The following is an 18,601-nucleotide window of genomic DNA, read 5'->3' on the forward strand; positions in this document are numbered from 1 at the left end:
TTTGAAGCCCCAAATGGGGCTTTTTTATTTTTTTTAAAATTTAACAAAAAAAGCATAGCTTAGAATCCCATATGGAACTAAGCAAAAAAATAGGCCTGGTTTTAGGTCCCGTAGCCTTTCTGGTTTTGAATATATTACCTTTCGAAATTGTTTCGGAAAAAGGTGACCCGGTTATTTCTGTTGCTGTATGGATGCTCATATGGTGGATCACCGAAGCGGTATCCATTTCGGTTACAGCATTGCTACCCTTGCTCTTATTGCCCATTTTAAAAATCTTGCCCATTGCGGAGGTGGGTGCCAACTACGGCAGCCCCATCGTGTTTCTATTCTTTGGGGGGTTTGTAATGGCCCTGGCTTTGGAGAAAGTTAATTTACACCGAAGAATCGCCCTGAACATTATCCGACTAACCGGAACGACGCCGAACAAGGTCATTTTAGGCTTTATGATCGCCACAGCATCTTTAAGTATGTGGATCAGCAATACTGCAAGTACGGTAGTTATGTTGCCTATTGCGCTTTCGGTAATCAATTTATTGGTGGACGATGCCGACGGTTTCACCAAAAACGATCAAAATTTCGCACTGAGCGTAATGCTTGGCATCGCCTTTTCGGCGAATGCTGGGGGCATTGCCACGGTAATCGGTACTCCTCCCAATTCTGTGCTGATCGGTTTACTGGAAAACGAGTACAATACCGAAATATCTTTTTTAAAATGGATGACCATTGGATTGCCATTTTCGATTATTATGGTAGGAATTTGCTATTTGGTATTGGTTAAATGGATGTTTCCCAATAGGGACCTAAAATTTAATGCATCAAAAGATGTTATCCGTACCGAATTGGATAAATTGGGCCCCACCTCTGGCAAGGAAAAAATGGTTCTCACCATTTTCGGTGTAACCGTATTTCTATGGATTTTTAGAACCTTGATCAATAACCTCTTCCCTCAATTGGGAATCACGGATACCATGATCAGTATTTTTGCAGCAATAGCATTGTTTGCCATTCCCTACAACATAAAAAAGGGTGATTTTATCATTACTTGGCAAGACACCTCCAAACTGGCCTGGGGTATTTTGATCCTTTTTGGTGGTGGACTGGCCCTGGCCCAAGGAATGTCCGCAAGCGGTATTGTGGATTTGGTCGCAAGCAGCATTGCACAAAGTGAAATCAGTATTTTGTTCACTGCTGCCCTGTTAATTTTCCTGATGCTTTTTATGACGGAGCTTATGAGCAACGTTGCCCTTGTCGCAGTCTTAGCGCCCGTGGTCGCAGGGATTGCCATAGGTCTTGATATTCCAATGCTCCATTTATTGATTCCGGTGACCATTGCCAGTAGTTGTGCGTTTATGCTTCCAATGGCCACACCGCCCAATGCCATTGTTTTTGCCAGTGGTTACGTTAAAATACCCCAAATGGCCCGGGTAGGGGTAATTCTCAATCTTATTGCCGTACTTCTGTTGGTGTTAGTGTTCCAGTTTGTAATTCCCCTATTGTTCTAAACTAAAAATGCCCCTCCGGGTGGAAGGGCATTTTTACAAACTAACTAACTCAAAAAAATGTAAGAAACTAACTTAACTAACGCTACTCTCCACTAAACAAGTGGTGCGTAACTATTTGTTAGGTACAAAGTTATAACTCTTTTTGCGATAAATTATTGTAATTAGAATTTTGTTAACGAACCAAAAAAGCAGTAAAACATTGCATACCTCGTTCAAACCCCATCAATTCCTAAAGCAATTGTACAGATTTACACTTTTTATTGAAAAATCGATAGGTAAAAATCCATTTCACTAACAATTCCCACTTCCTTAGTTCAATGTTATATTTTTGTTAACCAACAACTTATAAGTATTCTTTAACATAAATTACCTTCAAAACAAAAGCCCCTTGGTCAAGGGGCTTTTTTAGCTAACTCAAATAAGTTGTAAAATGAAGAACATTTTACTGCATTGACCCTACATAAGGATCAAAACCTTCGGGGAGATACTTGGAAGTATCAAAACCCAACTCTATTTCTTCCTCCTCCATGTAGTTGATGGATGTTACCGCAATTACATCAGTGTACGGGTCAAAACCCTTGGGCAACAAATATTCACTGTTAATTCCCAATTGCAGTTCTACTTCATCCTTTACATAAGGGATCGATTTTAAATCCACATAAGCTTCGTAGGGAGAAAAGTCCTCTGGCAAATAATCCTTGGTATTAAAACCAAGTTCCATATCCTCCTCTTCCATATAGTTCAAGGAGTGTACATCCACTACCTCTGTGTAAGCATTAAAATTCTCGGGTAGATATTTTGTGGTATCAAAACCTAATGCTGATTCAACGTTGTTTTCGAGGTATATAATGGAATTCAAATCAAAATAGCTTACATAAGGATCGAAACCCTCGGGAAGATAGTCGGAGGTGTCAAAACCTAATTCAACTTCTGGCTCTTCTTCCAAATACACTATTTCGTTCAAATTCAACTCATAAGATGCATAATCGTTCATCTCGGAAGTTGAATCGTTCAACTCTGCACCTATATTAAGTACGGTTAAACTGTTCTCTAGACTGCTCAGGCTCTCGGATTGAAGCTCGACGGACCTGAAATTTTGCTGGTCGTTGGCTATGGCGGTACTACTTAATAATACACTTCCATAAATTAATAATAACTTGTTCATTTTTTGATTGAATTTTATGATTGATGATATGCTTATAAGACTATCCAAATTCCAAAACGTTACAGTCTTTAGCATTTTTTTACGAAATTTAGATATCCGTTGAGCCCAGCAATACGGGGCGATACAAGCCAAACCACCAGTAAAACGCAGGACTCCCAATGGTTGGGGCATAGCGTTAAAAAAACGACTGTTAATATTTATTTAACAGTTAATTCGATCGAATTTTAAGTTCTTTGGTTGTTTTAGTTATCCAAACTGACTTATAATGATCAAATATTTACTACCTCGACTACTTCTAGCAGTCATTGTATTGGGTTCCATCCAAACTACGGAGGCCCAACTTTTTAAAAAGAAGAAGAAAAACACCGAACAAAAAAAACAAGACAAGCCTAAACCTGGTGACATTAAACCTTACGACAAGGTAATCACCAAAGATGCGAAAACCGATGCAGGGCTATTTAGCGTGCATACGGTAGATGACAAACATTATTACGAAATTCCCGATTCCCTGTTTAACCGGGAAATGCTTATGGTAAGCAGAATTTCCAAAACCGCTACCGGAATTGGATTTGGCGGTGGAAAAATCAACACCCAAGTGCTACGTTGGGAAAAGAAGGACAAAAAAGTTTTGGTCAGAGTGGCTTCTTATGAAAATGTTGCTGCGGATTCCTTACCCGTCCACGAAGCAGTAGTAAACTCGAACTTTGAACCAGTCCTATTCTCTTTTGACATTCAGGCCATCAACAAAAAAGATTCCCTGAACCCGTCAACGGTAATCGAAATCGATCCTTTGTTCACCAAAGATGTAAAAGCTCTTGGATTCCCTGATGGATATAGAAAAAGATTCAAGGTAACCCGAATGGACAACGATAGAAGTTATATCGAATCCATAAAAAGCTACCCGTTGAACATTGAGGCTCGCCATGTAAAAACGTACCTTTCCAACAACCCTCCAAGCAATTCCAGCCTTGGTTCAATTTCGTTGGAAATAAACAATTCCATGATCTTGCTGCCTAAAGAACCGATGAAACGCCGTTATTTTGACGAACGCGTTGGATGGTTCGCCAGAGGACAGGTGGATTACGGACTGGATGCCCAAGAAAGTAAAACCCTTACTTACCTAGATCGTTGGAGGCTCGAGGTAAAAGACGAGGATATTGAAAAATTCAAAGCAGGAGAATTAGTAGAGCCTAAAAAACCTATTGTATATTATATAGATAGAGCTACTCCCAAAGAATGGATACCTTACATTAAACAAGGTATCGAGGATTGGCAAGTTGCCTTCGAGGAAGCGGGCTTTAAAAATGCCATTCTTGCCAAAGACCCTCCATCTCCAGAGGAAGATCCAGAGTGGTCCCCAGAAGATGTACGCTATTCTGTGGTACGCTATTTGGCCTCTCCTATTCCCAACGCAAATGGTCCTCACGTAAGTGATCCACGAAGCGGCGAAATTTTGGAATCGGACATAAATTGGTACCATAACGTAATGAGTTTGTTACGAGGCTGGTTCTTTGTACAGACCGCAGCCATTAACCCCGAAGCCCAAAAAACAGAGTTCAACAAAGAAATAATGGGAAGGTTGATACGTTTTGTATCTTCCCACGAAGTGGGCCATACTTTAGGACTACCACATAATATGGGTAGTAGTGCCGCCTACCCCGTGGATTCTTTGCGTTCGGCAAGCTTTACCAAAAAACATAGCACCGCACCATCGATTATGGACTATGCCCGTTTTAATTATGTAGCACAGCCCGGAGATGAAGGAGTCGCCCTAATGCCCAATATCGGAGTTTATGATAAATATTCCATTAAATGGGGCTACAAGCCTATTTTGGACAAAACTGCGGAAGAAGAAAAACCAATTCTTAACAGTTGGATCTTAGAGCATGCAGGAGATCCGATGTACCGTTTTGGACACCAACAAGTGGGCGATGTCCACGACCCGAGTTCACAAACCGAGGATTTAGGTGATGATGCCATAAAAGCCAGCTTGTACGGCATTGCCAACTTAAAACGAATTGTACCCAACTTAATAGATTGGACCACCGAGGCGGGTGAAAACTATGATGATCTGGAAACTATGTACGGACACGTAGTTTCTCAATACGGCAGATATATGGGACATGTTGCCAATAATATTGGAGGAGTATACGAACATTACAAAACAGCGGAACAAGATGGTGCCGTTTATACCCATGTTAGCAAAGAGCACCAGAAAAACGCCATGAAGTTTATGCAAGAACAATTGTTTGAAACTCCCGAATGGTTGTTGGATCAGAATATTTTTAACAAAATCCAATACTCAGGTTCCGTGGAGCGTATCCGTTCCGTACAAGAACGTTATATGAACACCATGTTGCAATTGGGCAAATTGGCAAGAATCATAGAAAACGAAACCATAAACGGCAACGAAGCCTACTCCTTGTTGGAAATGATGCGAGACCTTCGCAGGGGAATTTGGTCAGAGACCCGTAATGGTAAATCCATCGATACCTACAGAAGAAATCTTCAAAAAGCCCATATCGACAGATTGGAGTATTTAATGACCGCCGATAGTCAACGAAAAATGCCAGACTTTGGAGGTTATAGAAAATCTACCCCGATCAACACTAGTCAATCCGATATCCGTTCCGTGGCACGAGCCGAACTGAACAACTTAAAAAGGGATATTAGAAATGGCTTGGCAAGAATTTCGGATAGCATGAGCCGCTATCATTTACAAGATGCCTTGGAGCGCATAGACCTAATCTTGGAACCTACCAAATAAGGGCCTCCTTTAGAACATGGAATCATCTATCAGGGTGTAATCGGTTTTCATACCGGTTACACCTTGTTTTTTTTAAGGTTCACATCTAAACAAGATTGTTTCACAACATATCACTGAGATTTCAATTGTCTTTGCTTACCTTAGTAATCCCAAATCTCAACATCATGACCTACAAGACAAAGAGCTTAGTTTACTTTATCTGTTTCGTGGCAGCTTCAACCCTTTACTACCTAGTGGAGCAAAACGATAAATTCCAGGAAACCATCACATCAGAAACATATGCCGAGACCAATTTCCAGGACACCGGGGATTTTGATGATGATACCAATAAAAACCTCGAAGAAGAGCTCCGGTAATCAAACTACCCTTTCAACGTTCCCACTGTTAAAAGCATCATAATCTATGTAGAAAGATTAAACCTTTGTCAAGGACCCTTGTCCAAGGAACAAATCTTAAATATACAGTAATATGAAACGGTTAACAGTAATAATGGTTATGCTGATCAGTGTTGGCATGGCCGCTCAAAAACATGGTGGACAAGGAATGCACAAAGGTCAAAAAATGGACTTGAGCGCAGAAGAAATGGCCACTCTACACACGAAAAGGATGACCTTGGCCTTGGATCTTACAAAAGCACAATTTGACAAAGTATATGAAATTAATTTGGAAAATGCCGAGTTGAGGAAAGCCAAACAGGATCAAATGAAATCGATGAAAGAGAATGGTGAACGGAAAAAACCAACATCCGAAGAACATTTTAAAATGCAAAATGAACGGTTGGATCATCAAATCGCCGTTCAAGAAAAAATGAAAAAAATACTGGATGAAAAACAGTATGAGGCCTGGAAAAAAATGCAGAAACATAAAAAGTCTATGCACGGCAAGAAAAAAATGGAGGAGAGAGGGAGAAGAGGATAGTGTTTTTTGTTGATTTTAAGGAGCCGCGCCTGCCATGGTCGCGGCTTCTTTTGTTATGTCCCTTACGTAAAAATATTTGTTTATCTGCTTTTTTACAGATATATTTGTTTATCTGCTTTTTTACAGATATTTAATTTTATCTACTAATTTACAGATATTCAACAAAACTACTAACCATGATAGCCGTACTTACCGGAGACATAAAAAACTCTTCCGAACATAACGCCAGCACATGGCTTCCACTGCTAAAACAAGCTTTGGACACATTTGGCAAAGAACCGGCCGAGTGGGAAATATACCGAGGGGACAGTTTTCAACTACAGACCGTTCCCGAGTTGGCCCTGGAAGCGGCGATTTACATTAAGGCATGTATAAAACAAATACGCCGCATGGATGTTCGGATAGCCATAGGCCTGGGAGATAAAAACCATAAAGCAACCAAAATTACAGAATCCAACGGTTCGGCCTTTATAAACTCCGGCCAATGTTTTGAGCAGCTCAAAAAACAACGATTGGGCATACAAACTCCGAACTCTAATGTAAACGAGCAGATCAACCTCTTGCTGGAACTTGCCCTGCTAACCATGGATAGTTGGACACCAGCCATATCCAAAACGGTAAAATACGCCATGGAGAACCCAAAGTTGAACCAAAAAGAACTTGCCCATCTACTTAACAAATCACAAGGAAACATAAGCGAAGAATTAAAAAAAGCAGGATTTGAAGAAGTCAAAAAAATGATTCAATTTTACAGAACACAACTCGCACAATTATGATGCTTTTTGCCCTTAAACTACTTCTTGCCCATTTTATGGGCGACTTTGTACTACAGCCAGGACATTGGGTGGAAGACAAACTAGAAAAAAAAGGGCGGTCCAAATACCTTTACTTTCATATTGGTATACATGCATTGGTACTTTTGCTCCTTTTCCAATTTAAAAATATAGGGACCATATTGATCATTGTTGCATCACATTATCTCATAGATCTGGGAAAAATATCCCTTACCAATTCCAAAAACTACAGATGGCTCTTTGTTGTAGATCAATTTTTACATCTGCTGGTTTTGGGCATTATCTTGTATTGGGCACATCCGTTCCCAATCGATTTCACATATCTTTTTGATGAAAGGACATTGCTATTGATTACTTTTTTGGCATTTGTGACCTTCGTGTCCGGAATTATTATGAGAATGCTCCTGGCACCTTATATAAATGAAGTTGCAAAAACCGATGATCCAAATGAGGGCGGTTCGTTAAAAAATGCCGGCACCTATATTGGCATGCTGGAACGTCTTTTTGTTTTTGGTTTTATCCTGATGCAGCAATGGGCCGCCATCGGCTTACTGATAGCTGCAAAGTCCGTATTTAGGTTTGGAGACCTCAATAAAGGCAAAAATAGAAAGCTAACCGAATACGTACTTATTGGTACGCTTTTGAGCTTTGGCCTGGCCATTTTATCCGGTTTACTGTACGCCCATCTTGTTGATAGCATCTAGACTTTTTAGGATATTGGTGATAGCATTTTGAAAACGGCACCTATAAAAATATCCTCTACTTCCTTCTTATTTACCCAATAAGACCACATAGTTGCTTCCGCTTCCGACCTAAATCCCAATATTCCTGGAATTAATTTTATTTTTATTTAGATTCATTTCAAATAAACTATATATTTGCGACAAATTTATCAATAATGAGTCTAAATAAGAATAGTCTATTCTTTTTAACGATTATAATTTTTTGCACCAACATCAGCATCAGTCAAGAAACCCCAACCATGGAACAAGATTCCATGTCCATGCAAAAATTGGACGAAGTTGTCCTAACTGGAGAAAGCAAGGTAATGTCCCTCAGTAAAAAATTGTTCGCCGTAGGTGTTATCGACCAAAAGGATATTGCAAAAGTAGCCGGAAACAATTTGGCCGACATTCTTAACTACAACCTTAACATAACCGTTACCCCAGACCCATCTACAGGGCGCTCAACTATAAGCATGTTCGGCCTGGACGGTCAATATGTAAAAGTACTGATCGATGGTATCCCCATGGCCAGTGATAACGGAATGGGGAACAATATAGACATTACCCAAATAAATCTGGAAGATGTGGAGCGCATCGAAATTGTGGAAGGCTCCATGGGTGTTCTATACGGCGATAATGCCGTGGCCGGGGTTATCAATATTGTAACCAAAAGAGGTCCGGGTGGTGTTCATAAATGGCAGATTCAACTGTCCGCACAAGAAGAGAGCGTAGGCAGCGAATATGCTTTGTTCGATAAAGGCAGACATATACAAAATGCCAAAGTAAGCTACCAGATCAGCGATAGAACGAGTGTTTCCATTGGCGGTTCGCGAAACGACTATGCCGGTTTTTTTAACGACTTCCAAGGCCAAAACTACGCAAACATCCAAGACAACGCGGTGGTCAACGATAGCCTACGCGGTATGGAATGGAACCCAAAAGAACAGCTTACCGCCTATGGCAACTTTAATACCCATATCGGAAAGCACAACCTTTTCTATAAAATCCAGTATTATGACGAATCGGTCCCCGTGTACAATTCTTTTGTAAACGGGAGAGTGGACAGTAACACAGGAATGGTGAACCCTACCGCATTGGACGAAAATTTTGATACCCAAAGAACCATCAATAACCTTAACCTCACAGGACCGTTAAAAGGACCAACGATCTATAATCTATCCCTGTCCCATCAAAAACAGAAAAGATACTACAAGCAATTCGTGTACAATATATTACAACAGGGCATCGAATCCATTATCGCCGACGATCTGAGTCAATCCAGTGAAATTTGGTATTCCAAGGGCTTTGTGAGCAATTTAGTTCCAAAATCAAGCTTTTTTAACCTACAATTGGGGTACGAGTTTAACCATCAAACCGGATTCGACGCCATTGCCACCGGTGAATACTCGAGCGATGTGGTCGAGAATACCTTGGAGAACTATGATTTTTTTGGAGTGGCCGATTTTAACCTCACCGATAAGTTCTCCTTGTTCCCCGGAGCAAGATTTACGAACAACTCCCAATTCGGCAACAAACTGATCTGGTCCCTGAGTTCCACTTACGACATAAGCAATACATTTAAAATAAAAGCTGTTTTCGGTTCCGCTTTCCGGGCCCCGAACTTTGAAGAACTGTTTTTCTACTTTGTAGATTCCAACCACAACGTACAGGGAAACCCCGACTTAGATCCCGAAGATGGCATATCCCTTTTCTTGAACATAGAGGAAAAGCTCCGGTTGTCCGAAACAGGCATGCTAAAAACCGCCTTAAAATCTTACTATTTTGATATTGATGGAAAAATAGCCTCCGTTATAGATGTGGACGAACAGGATCGAAACCTGTTCACTTTTGATAATGTAGATCGTTCAAGAATCCTGGGGTTCTCTTTAGAAAACTCACTGATCATGAACCGTTGGCAAGCTTCACTGGGCATGACCTACATGGGAGAGTCCACACAAATAGATGCATCCGAGGACAATAACAACGATTATTTATGGAGCTTTAACCTACAATCCTCACTAGGCTACACCATACCCTCCATAAACACCACCCTGTCCGCACAGCTAAAATATACCGGAAGAACCCAAATAGTACAGAGTAGCACTAACGGAAATGTTGTGGGACAAACAGACGACTTTACATGGATGGATGCGTCGGCTAGGACCAATATCACTAAAAATCTAAGCCTCACTTTGGGTGCAAGAAACCTCTTCGACATTGTTCGGGTAAACGCAACCGACAGCCCGAGCGGCACACATGGCAGCGGAGGAACTCCCAGTCGTTTGTTCGGCAATGGAAGATCATATTACCTAAAACTATTATACAATCTAAATTTCAATTAAAACCAATGAAAAAAATTATCATTCTAAAAGCAATCGCCCTAGTTTTGCTCATTAGTTCTTGCAGCGATGATGAAGGCCAGGACCTTATCGACTTTACCGTTAATTTTAGCAGCGAGACCGTAAGCACCAACGAAGAGGACACCGCTGTGGATGTGCAGCTCAATTTTTCCAGGCCAGCATCCGAGGCCGGCACGATTACCTTAAGCTATACTGGCACCAATGCCGAATATGGAACAGATTTTACCACGTCTCCCAATGGGGAAACAGGAACACTGTCCGTTCCCGTAGCAAGTGGAGCACAAAACGTCTCCTTTACGTTTAATAAACTCACCAATGCCATAGAAGGCTCCACAAAGTCCGTAACATTTACCATCGATGGATTTGATCAAACGGATTGGTCCCAAGGCACAACAACCTCCACTTTGATAAGCTACACCCCCATTGCTTCTACCAGCGGCGTAGTGGATTCGGAAAATGGAGGTTCCAATATACCTAACCAAGTATATTTCGACTTTAGCTCTGCCACACAAACTGCAGTTAAGCGAGATACCTGGGAAATAGCATTTTACAACGGAACGGAAAACCGGGTGTTTCTAAATTCTTCCCTTTTGGTATCGGCTGCCGAGTTGACCGGTGTTACCGACCTGCTTTCTGTTACGGAAGCAAGCAATCTGCCCGAATCCATGGAACTCAATGCCCTGGATGCCATGTTCCAACCAACCACCGTCACCGTAAATACCGTTGCCGAACTGGTACAAGGACTACCGGTCGGCTACCAACAATATGGTGATCTGGAAGCTGGAATTTCCTTTACGGACAGACCAGAAGGCAATCTGGATAACACCGCTATTGCCGAAGTATCCACCACAGCAGAAGAGAATTTTGTGTACATTATAAGTCTAGGAAGTGAAATCCCTACGGAACCGGCCGAAACGGGAAGCATTAAACATACAGGGGACCAAAGAGGTTTCATGAAAATCAGAATCCTAACCGATGGCAACAGTTATACCCTCCAATACGCCGATTTGGCCGAAACCGAGTCCTACAACGAAGTAACGGTGAACAAAGATGCAGCTTATAACCTTACTGCCTTTAGTCTGACCAATGGGGATACTGTTAGCGTGGAACCAACAAAAGAACAGTGGGACATTAACCTAAGTGGTGTTTTCGCCTATTATGGAAACCAAGGCACGCTTGTTGCCGGATTAACGTTTTCCGATTATGTACTGCACAATACCATGGGAGGTGTTGGCCTTTATCAGGTTACCATTGAAGCCGATGTGCCCACCTATGCGAACTTTACCAGGACCGATGTGGAAGAATCTGCATTTGTGTACGATAACAGAGCAGTTGTGGGCAGCGGATGGAGAGATGCCTTTGGCGGTGTGATCAACGAAGATGTGTACTATATTGTTAAGGACGCCGACGGTAATTATTACAAATTCGATTTTACCGCCTACACCAGCGCAGAAGGTGAAAGAGGAAACTACCAGTTCGTTTACGAACGCTTATAATACTTATTTGTTCAGATGCTCAATACTAGGCACTACCTTTTGTTATCGTAGACCATTATTGTTTAGTATGAGTTAGTTTGTGTTGAAAGCGGGGCATTTGTCCCGCTTTTTTTATCCGCTTTTACGACACAAAAAAATTGGATTGCGTTAAGCCCCATCATCACAAAAAGCTAGCTTAACGTAAATTTTATTTAAAATGAAAACAGACATGGGAGTAATAGCAACAAACCATCGAGAAATAACCCTGTACTACAACGCAGAAACTCAAAAAGGTATGCAGACCTTGGCCTACCTACAATCCTCATCGAAAAAAGTACAGGACATAGATTTGTCCAAAACCAAGGTGACCGGCACCCAATGGACAGAAATTGCAAAACGGTTGGGCAAGTCCATCAAAGCCCTCATAAACACCCAACATCCCAATTTTAAAAAGGAATACGGCAGTTCGCAAGACCTAAAATCAGATGAAGATTGGCTAAAAATACTGGTCAACAACCCTGCGGTCGTCACGCAGCCCATACTATTGCACCACAACAAAGCGGTTCAAATAGACACTCCCTCGGAGGCATTGGTATTTTTAAAGGATGATGAATCCTCTAAATTGTAGTCGAAAACAACCTGATCAAAACGTATATGTCCGCACATAAAAACAAGCGAGCTTTAAAACTGGTAGTCCTTACTTTGGCTATTTTGATGCTGATCGCGATAGCTGCACAACTGTTCTTCACAAGCAAGGTAAAATCCATATTGGAAGAAGAACTACCACCATCTATCCATGTAACTTATGAAACATTGAGCACCAATGTACTATTCGGAAAAATAAGCTTGGGTCAGGTAAATGCAAAGCATAGGGAACAAAACCTGGATTTTAAGGCAGAATCCTTCACCATTTCTGGATTAAGACTTTTCTCCCTGCTCTTACATGCGGACATTACCATTTCCGATCTCACAGTAAAATCCCCTACATTTTCCTATCATCCAACCCAAAAGGATTCTTCTTCATCAACCACCAAAGAAAAACCCCGCAATACATATACCATCAAAAATTTCAGTTTAGAAAACGGAAACTTTGTGATCGGTAACACAAAATTGGACAGTACAGCAACGGTTAAAGGCATACATCTGTCCATGTCGAACATCCAATTTGATTCGGAAAGTGCAAAAGAGATGATTCCCTTCACCTACGATAAATTTCAATTGAGCACCGAAGACGGCTACTTCCAAATCAACCCATTGGAATATGTGGCCTTTGAACAATTACATCTATCCTCCGAAAAAGGAGGGCTGAAAAAATTTGTATGGCGCACCAGGTACAGCCCTTCCGAACTCTCCAAAAAACTGTCCCAGGAACACGACCATTACGACCTAAAGATCGATCATATCGGTTTAAAAAATTGGGGGTTCGGCAGCAAAAGTGGAAGACCCTGTTTCCATTTGTCAGAACTTCTGTTGCAATCCCCAAAATTTCAAGTGTACCGCGACAAATTATTACCAGACGATACCACACATAAAAAACTCTACAACGCAACCTTAAGGGATATGCAATTGGACTTGCAAGTGGATACTGTTCAAATTTCGAACGGTCTCATAACCTACCAAGAACGGATAGAGGCGGATGTGGAACCAGAAAATGTGAGCTTTTCCGGTATTGAGGCCACCGTGGGCAATCTACACAGCCATGGCCATGGGGAGGTTATGGTGGCCATAAAGGCCAGATTAATGGACAATGCTCCCTTTGCACTCGATTGGAGTTTTGACCCCCAAAACAAGACCAACGCATTTTTGGTAAAAGGATCACTATCCAATTTCCAGACCGAAAGCATTAACCCTTTTTTAAAATCCAACCTACAGGCCGAGGTGAAGGGCAACGTACAGCAAATGTATTTTACCATAAACGGCAACGAACTGGAATCGCATGGGGATATAAAAATGAAATACGACAATTTTGAGTTTACCATTCTCAAAAAAAATCGTTTGGGCGTTAACAAACTCCTCACCGCGGTGGTAAATCTCTTTGCCAAAAATGGCCACAAAACCGATAAGGACGGTTTTAGGCACGGTGATTTTACCGTAAAAAGGGAACAGGATAAATCCTTTTTCAATTATTTGTGGCTCAACCTAAAAGCTGGCCTCTTGGACACAGTGACCGGTAATGGCAAAAAAGAAAAAAACTGAGTATGTCGACTAATCGCAAACATATCATCAAAAGAAAACGCTTTCTGGTTCCGGTCATTATCCTTGTGCTTTTGGTGGGCCTTCGGTTGGCGCTCCCCTACCTTGTAAAAAATTATGTAAACAAGGTATTGGCCGATATCCCCGGGTATTATGGCCAGGTGGAGGATATTGACCTTTCCCTGATCACCGGGTCCTACACCATAGATCAATTGTACTTGAACAAAGTAAATGCCGAAACCGAGATTCCTTTCCTCAATTTTGAACGAACGAACATCTCCATTGAGTGGGCCTCGTTGTTAAAAGGCAAGATCGTAAGCGAGATCAGCATGTACCGGCCCTCGCTTATTTATGTGTTCGAGGACCAACAAAAAGAAACGGAAGCAAATGCCAACATTGACGATTGGACCAAAGCGTTGACGGATTTGGTTCCGATCGACATTAACCAACTGGAAATCCACGATGGTAAAATGGCCTTTGTGCAGCTCGCTGCCGACCCCAATATTGATCTTCACCTCGATCAAATAGAGCTATACGCCAACAACCTGCGCAATGTGGTACGCACCGGGGAGCAACTCCCCTCCAACTTGGTGGCCGATGCCGTATCTTTTGGTGGAGGAAACTTGCATTTGGAGGGTAAAATGGACCTGGTCAAGCAAATCCCGGATATGGATTTGGCCCTCTCTTTGGAAAATGCCGACGCCACTGCCCTGAACAATTTTACCGACCATTATGCAAGCATCGATTTTAGCAAGGGCCAGTTTAACTTTTATGGCGAAATGGCGATTGCCGATGGCTATTTAGAAGGTTCCCTTAAACCGATCATTAAAAATGCGAAGTTGATCGGAAAGGAAGATGCTTTTTTGGAAACTCTGTGGGAAGGCTTTGTTGGCTTCTTTAAGTTTGTTCTAAAAAATCACAAGGAGAACACCTTGGCCACCAAAGTGCCCATTGAAGGCGACCTCAACAATGTAAAAACCAAAACGTGGCCCACCGTGATCAATATCTTTAAAAATGGATGGATCGAGGCCTTTAAAAATATTGTGGATAACGATATTGATTATAGAGACGTGCAAAAAACCGCCGATAAAAAGAACAGCAAAGCCAACGACTAGTATTCCGGCTTAAAATACCAACCACTGTCCACTGCTTACTGCCTACTGCCTACTGCCTACTGCCTACTGCCTACTGCCTACTGCAAACTACACATTTCCCCCAGTTTTTTTAAGGTTTTTGTGCAATGGAATTTTATGGGTAATTGCTATTTTGCATACCGCAGCCCCTTCCCTATACTTTACAGAAACTAGTTATGCTTGGCATAGGAGGCATCGATAACATTCCTATTTGGGTGTATATAGATGTATTTTATGCTTATATAAACAAGTTGTGCTTCATACCCAAAAAATGGAAATTCAAGAATTATACAGAATTAAAAAGGGACAAGTCTTATCCAATAAGATTACAATTCCTTTCTATTTTGGTATTGTTTATTCAGACGATGGATTCATAAGACTTGACCTTTATGTAAATGAGGAATATGATTTGAAAGCTTTAATGAAAGATACTTCTCGAGAATATTTACAATATGATTATAATCTTACTTGCTTAACAGAAGAAAACAATGTTCTTAAAATTGACAATTTAAGATTTTCTCAAAACACACCACATTTATCAAGAATAAAGATGGTTTGTTATGGAAAAATGGAGCACATAAAGAAAAAGAAGAAAGGTTTTGAGGATAGTGATTTTAAACCTTTAATAAAGTACCTCGTATTGGAAGGACTCAAAATTGAATTTTCCGATTTCACAGAAGAAATTAGAGCAAGAGGAGGAGAAAAAATAGAAGATTTCGACAATTTTAAAAGAGACCATACGACAACAAATTTAGTTCACAAACAACATCCATATAGCCAGACTTACTATAAACTTTCAGAAAAAGAAAATGATATTATTGTCGAGTTTACAGATGAAAATAGTAACAGATTAACTTACAAGAAATATTTAGAACTCAAGGATTATTATGTTTCTGCACTTTCCTTCATTAATGGAGCTGAAGTAAGAATTAAAAAAGAATGTTATGGTTCATATTTTAGTATTGGTAAAATAGATGCAGAAAAAACAGTAACATATTCGTTCAAAAGAATAGACAACAGAAGATACAATAGTTACATTCCTGTCAATGACCCATTTCATAGAGGAGAACGAGTTTTAAGCAAATTCCTAATGTTTAATTTTGACAAGTTCATCAACTGGTGTGATAAAGTAGATTTAAAATCAATTATTTATTATTTAAGTAATTCAGAACAAACCAATAGCATTGAAGAAAAAGTTTTCATTCAAATAATTGCATTTGAAAGACTGACAACTATGTATGTCGAATATCTTGGCGAGAAAGAAGATTTTTTACCAAATAAAACTGATTATAAGCCAATAAAAGATGAACTAAATAAAATCATTGAACAAAACAAGGACAAGTTTGGAAACGCATATGATACTGTAAAAAGTAAAATTGGCAATTTAAACCAAATAAAAAGACATTCAACAACCGATAAAATGTATCGTATAATAAATGATTTTGATATTCCTGTTACACCAAAAATCAATAAATTGATAGATGTAGTAAGACATAAAACAGTACATAGAGGCGATATTGGAGACGGTCAAGACGGATTAACGACATTTTACCTTTTGGATGAATTAATTAGAGAAATTATTTTAAGAATGGTTGATTATGAAGGAAAAAGAATCAGCACAATATTATTAAATTAAAAAGTACGAAAGCACAACAATGGCTATAAGTAATTGCTTGTTCTCACCTACTTCTGAAAATCCTCGCGGATTTTCAGTTTAGTGTGTACTTGCAAAGTTTGGTGCTAACCCACGCAACTACTCATAGCCGAGACCGTTGTGTAACCCTCCCTAAAAGTCGGACTGGTCTGAATTAGACAAAAAGTTTAATTTTAACAGTCAGATATTATGAAGAGAACCAAGTTTACCGAGAGCCAGATCGTATCCTGCATCAAGCAGCACGAATCAGGGGTCAAAGTGGACCAGATCTGTAGGGATATGGGCATCCACAAGGCCACATTTTACAATTGGAAGAAACGATATTCGGGGATGGACAGCCTCGAGCTCAAGCGCCTGAAGGAACTTGAGGAGGAGAACCGCAAGCTCAAGCAGATGTATGCGGACATGGCCCTTGACAACAAGATGCTCAAGGACGTGCTCTCAAAAAAGTGGTAGGCTCCGGTGAGAGGAAAAACATGGTGGCCTACCTAGGGGAATATTACAGGGTAAGCATCACCAGGGCCTGCAGGACATTGACGTTCCCAAAATCGATGTACTATTACCGCTCCGTGAAAGATGACAGTGAGGTGATCGACAAGTTGCTGGAGCTTTCCGTGGCCAAGCCAAGGGAAGGACAGGACAAATACTATCAGCGGATAAGACTGGAAGGCCATAAATGGAACAAGAAGCGGGTCAGACGGGTATACCTGATGCTGGGCCTGAACTTGAGGAGAAAGACCAAAAAGAGGGTGCCCAAGCGGGTCAAGGAGCCCTTGGTGCTGCCCGATGGTCCGAACATGACATGGTCCATGGACTTCATGAGCGATTCATTGGTGCACGGGAGAAGGTTCAGGACCTTCAACATCATCGATGACTTCAACAGGAAGGCCATCGGCGTTGAGGCCGAGTTCAGTTTCCCTGCCATGGGCGTGGTACAGGTATTGAAGAGGGCCATCGGGGAACACGGTAGGCCCGAAAAGGTCAGGGTGGACAACGGGCCCGAGTTCCTTGCGCTCGATTTCACGAGATGGTGCGGGGCCCAAGGGATAGATATCCAGTACACACAGCCGGGAAGGCCCATGCAGAACGGGTTCATTGAACGGTTCAACCGTACCTACAGACAGGATGTACTTGATGCACATCTGTTCGAGGATATTTCACAGGTACGCATATTGACCGAGGAATGGATAAAGGATTACAACATGAAACGGCCACACGAGGCCCTGGGTGGGATAACCCCGGAACGCTATGAAAAGGAATTCTCTTCCAAGCAAGCTTGCTTGGAAGAACAAACAAAAGTTGTCTAACCAATGGTCCGAGAAAAGGGAGGGTTACAGTTGTACACCATTAAACTGAACGAAAAAAATGACCTATAAATATTCTATTTGTCATCCTGAAAAAGAAAATATTGAATACCATAGTAATCCAATCTCCGGCAATGAAGTACGAAAAATAGCTGAAAATTATCCTTGGATTGAAAAGTTGAAATTTTCGGATTCATTAAACCCTGAAAACATTTATTACAGTCCTTCTCTTGACTTTACTTGTATTGAAAACGGAAAAAGTTTCTGTTTGACCGCTAATTATGATAAAAAACAAAATCTTGAATTTTCTCTTTGGTATAATAGACCAAAAAAAGTAAAAGTCTTATTTGGATTATTAGGAGAAAAAGAAAAAATGGTAGTTGACGATGTTTGGGGATTTAGTTTAGAAAAATCTTTAAATTATTTGGAACATTTTGTGAACGGAAATCACTCAATGATTGAAAAACTGTATAAAAAATAACGGTGTATAACAATGTATAACCGCAATTACGGCGGATTCGACTACGTCCGAATCCACTCGGAATTGCTAACGTCAGTGCTAAACCGAAAAATTTGCGTACTTTAACCCGTAAACTGACGGTTATACGAGT

16 protein-coding genes are annotated in these 18,601 nt (G+C 40.8%); 15 read left to right on the forward strand and 1 reads right to left on the reverse strand.

The genetic code is table 11. The annotated features are described in order from the left end of the window. The first annotated feature begins 71 nt into the window (after positions 1-71). Positions 72-1,502, forward strand: coding sequence for a DASS family sodium-coupled anion symporter (locus tag ABTP35_RS03940; protein ID WP_252080604.1), 1,431 nt, complete (start codon positions 72-74; stop codon positions 1,500-1,502). A gap of 442 nt (positions 1,503-1,944) precedes the next feature. Here the strand turns inward: ABTP35_RS03940 and ABTP35_RS03945 are convergent, their stop codons facing one another. Continuing rightward, positions 1,945-2,667 (reverse strand): hypothetical protein, encoded by a 723-nt coding sequence (locus ABTP35_RS03945; protein WP_375334464.1) that lies wholly within the window; start codon positions 2,665-2,667, stop codon positions 1,945-1,947. Positions 2,668-2,932: 265 nt separating this feature from the next. Here ABTP35_RS03945 and ABTP35_RS03950 point away from each other — a divergent pair, with 265 nt between their 5' ends. From ABTP35_RS03950 to ABTP35_RS04015, 14 genes are all read left to right on the forward strand, one after another. Further along, complete coding sequence (locus tag ABTP35_RS03950) at positions 2,933-5,434, forward strand: zinc-dependent metalloprotease (protein ID WP_375334465.1); 2,502 nt, start codon at positions 2,933-2,935, stop codon at positions 5,432-5,434. A gap of 164 nt (positions 5,435-5,598) precedes the next feature. Further along, entirely contained in the window at positions 5,599-5,790 is a 192-nt protein-coding gene (locus ABTP35_RS03955; protein WP_224837827.1) for a hypothetical protein, read from the forward strand. 112 nt (positions 5,791-5,902) lie between these two features. Beyond that, complete coding sequence (locus ABTP35_RS03960) at positions 5,903-6,352, forward strand: hypothetical protein (protein WP_293293725.1); 450 nt, start codon at positions 5,903-5,905, stop codon at positions 6,350-6,352. 176 nt (positions 6,353-6,528) lie between these two features. After that, positions 6,529-7,128 carry a transcriptional regulator gene (locus tag ABTP35_RS03965; RefSeq protein WP_293293723.1) on the forward strand — a complete coding sequence of 200 codons (600 nt, stop codon included), beginning with the start codon at positions 6,529-6,531 and terminating at the stop codon, positions 7,126-7,128. Then, positions 7,125-7,850, forward strand: coding sequence for a DUF3307 domain-containing protein (locus ABTP35_RS03970; RefSeq protein ID WP_293293721.1), 726 nt, complete (start codon positions 7,125-7,127; stop codon positions 7,848-7,850). The genes ABTP35_RS03965 and ABTP35_RS03970 overlap by 4 nt, the downstream gene beginning before the upstream one ends. Positions 7,851-8,044: 194 nt before the next feature. Beyond that, on the forward strand, positions 8,045-10,213 hold the full coding sequence (locus ABTP35_RS03975; protein WP_293293719.1) for a TonB-dependent receptor: 2,169 nt from the start codon (positions 8,045-8,047) through the stop codon (positions 10,211-10,213). A 5-nt stretch (positions 10,214-10,218) separates the two neighbouring features. Next, positions 10,219-11,727: an HmuY family protein gene (locus ABTP35_RS03980; RefSeq protein WP_293293717.1), complete on the forward strand. Its 1,509-nt coding sequence runs from the start codon at positions 10,219-10,221 to the stop codon at positions 11,725-11,727. Between the two features lie 196 nt (positions 11,728-11,923). After that, a complete protein-coding gene (locus ABTP35_RS03985) occupies positions 11,924-12,334 on the forward strand; it encodes an ArsC/Spx/MgsR family protein (protein ID WP_293293715.1) in 411 nt (136 codons plus the stop codon). Between the two features lie 26 nt (positions 12,335-12,360). After that, positions 12,361-13,902 (forward strand): DUF748 domain-containing protein, encoded by a 1,542-nt coding sequence (locus ABTP35_RS03990; protein WP_293293713.1) that lies wholly within the window; start codon positions 12,361-12,363, stop codon positions 13,900-13,902. A 2-nt stretch (positions 13,903-13,904) separates the two neighbouring features. Continuing rightward, positions 13,905-15,014 carry a DUF748 domain-containing protein gene (locus ABTP35_RS03995; RefSeq protein WP_293293711.1) on the forward strand — a complete coding sequence of 370 codons (1,110 nt, stop codon included), beginning with the start codon at positions 13,905-13,907 and terminating at the stop codon, positions 15,012-15,014. A gap of 289 nt (positions 15,015-15,303) precedes the next feature. Beyond that, entirely contained in the window at positions 15,304-16,668 is a 1,365-nt protein-coding gene (locus tag ABTP35_RS04000; RefSeq protein ID WP_252080612.1) for a hypothetical protein, read from the forward strand. Between the two features lie 207 nt (positions 16,669-16,875). Next, positions 16,876-17,142: a transposase gene (locus tag ABTP35_RS04005; RefSeq protein WP_199913404.1), complete on the forward strand. Its 267-nt coding sequence runs from the start codon at positions 16,876-16,878 to the stop codon at positions 17,140-17,142. A 20-nt stretch (positions 17,143-17,162) separates the two neighbouring features. After that, the gene (locus ABTP35_RS04010; RefSeq protein WP_375334426.1) at positions 17,163-17,993 is read left to right on the forward strand and encodes an IS3 family transposase; all 831 of its coding nucleotides are present in this window, start codon (positions 17,163-17,165) and stop codon (positions 17,991-17,993) included. Positions 17,994-18,051: 58 nt separating this feature from the next. Next, positions 18,052-18,471 carry a hypothetical protein gene (locus tag ABTP35_RS04015; protein ID WP_252080613.1) on the forward strand — a complete coding sequence of 140 codons (420 nt, stop codon included), beginning with the start codon at positions 18,052-18,054 and terminating at the stop codon, positions 18,469-18,471. Positions 18,472-18,601: the final 130 nt, after the last annotated feature.

The organism is Flagellimonas alginilytica, from assembly GCF_042134605.1.
Classification (GTDB): domain Bacteria; phylum Bacteroidota; class Bacteroidia; order Flavobacteriales; family Flavobacteriaceae; genus Flagellimonas; species Flagellimonas alginolytica.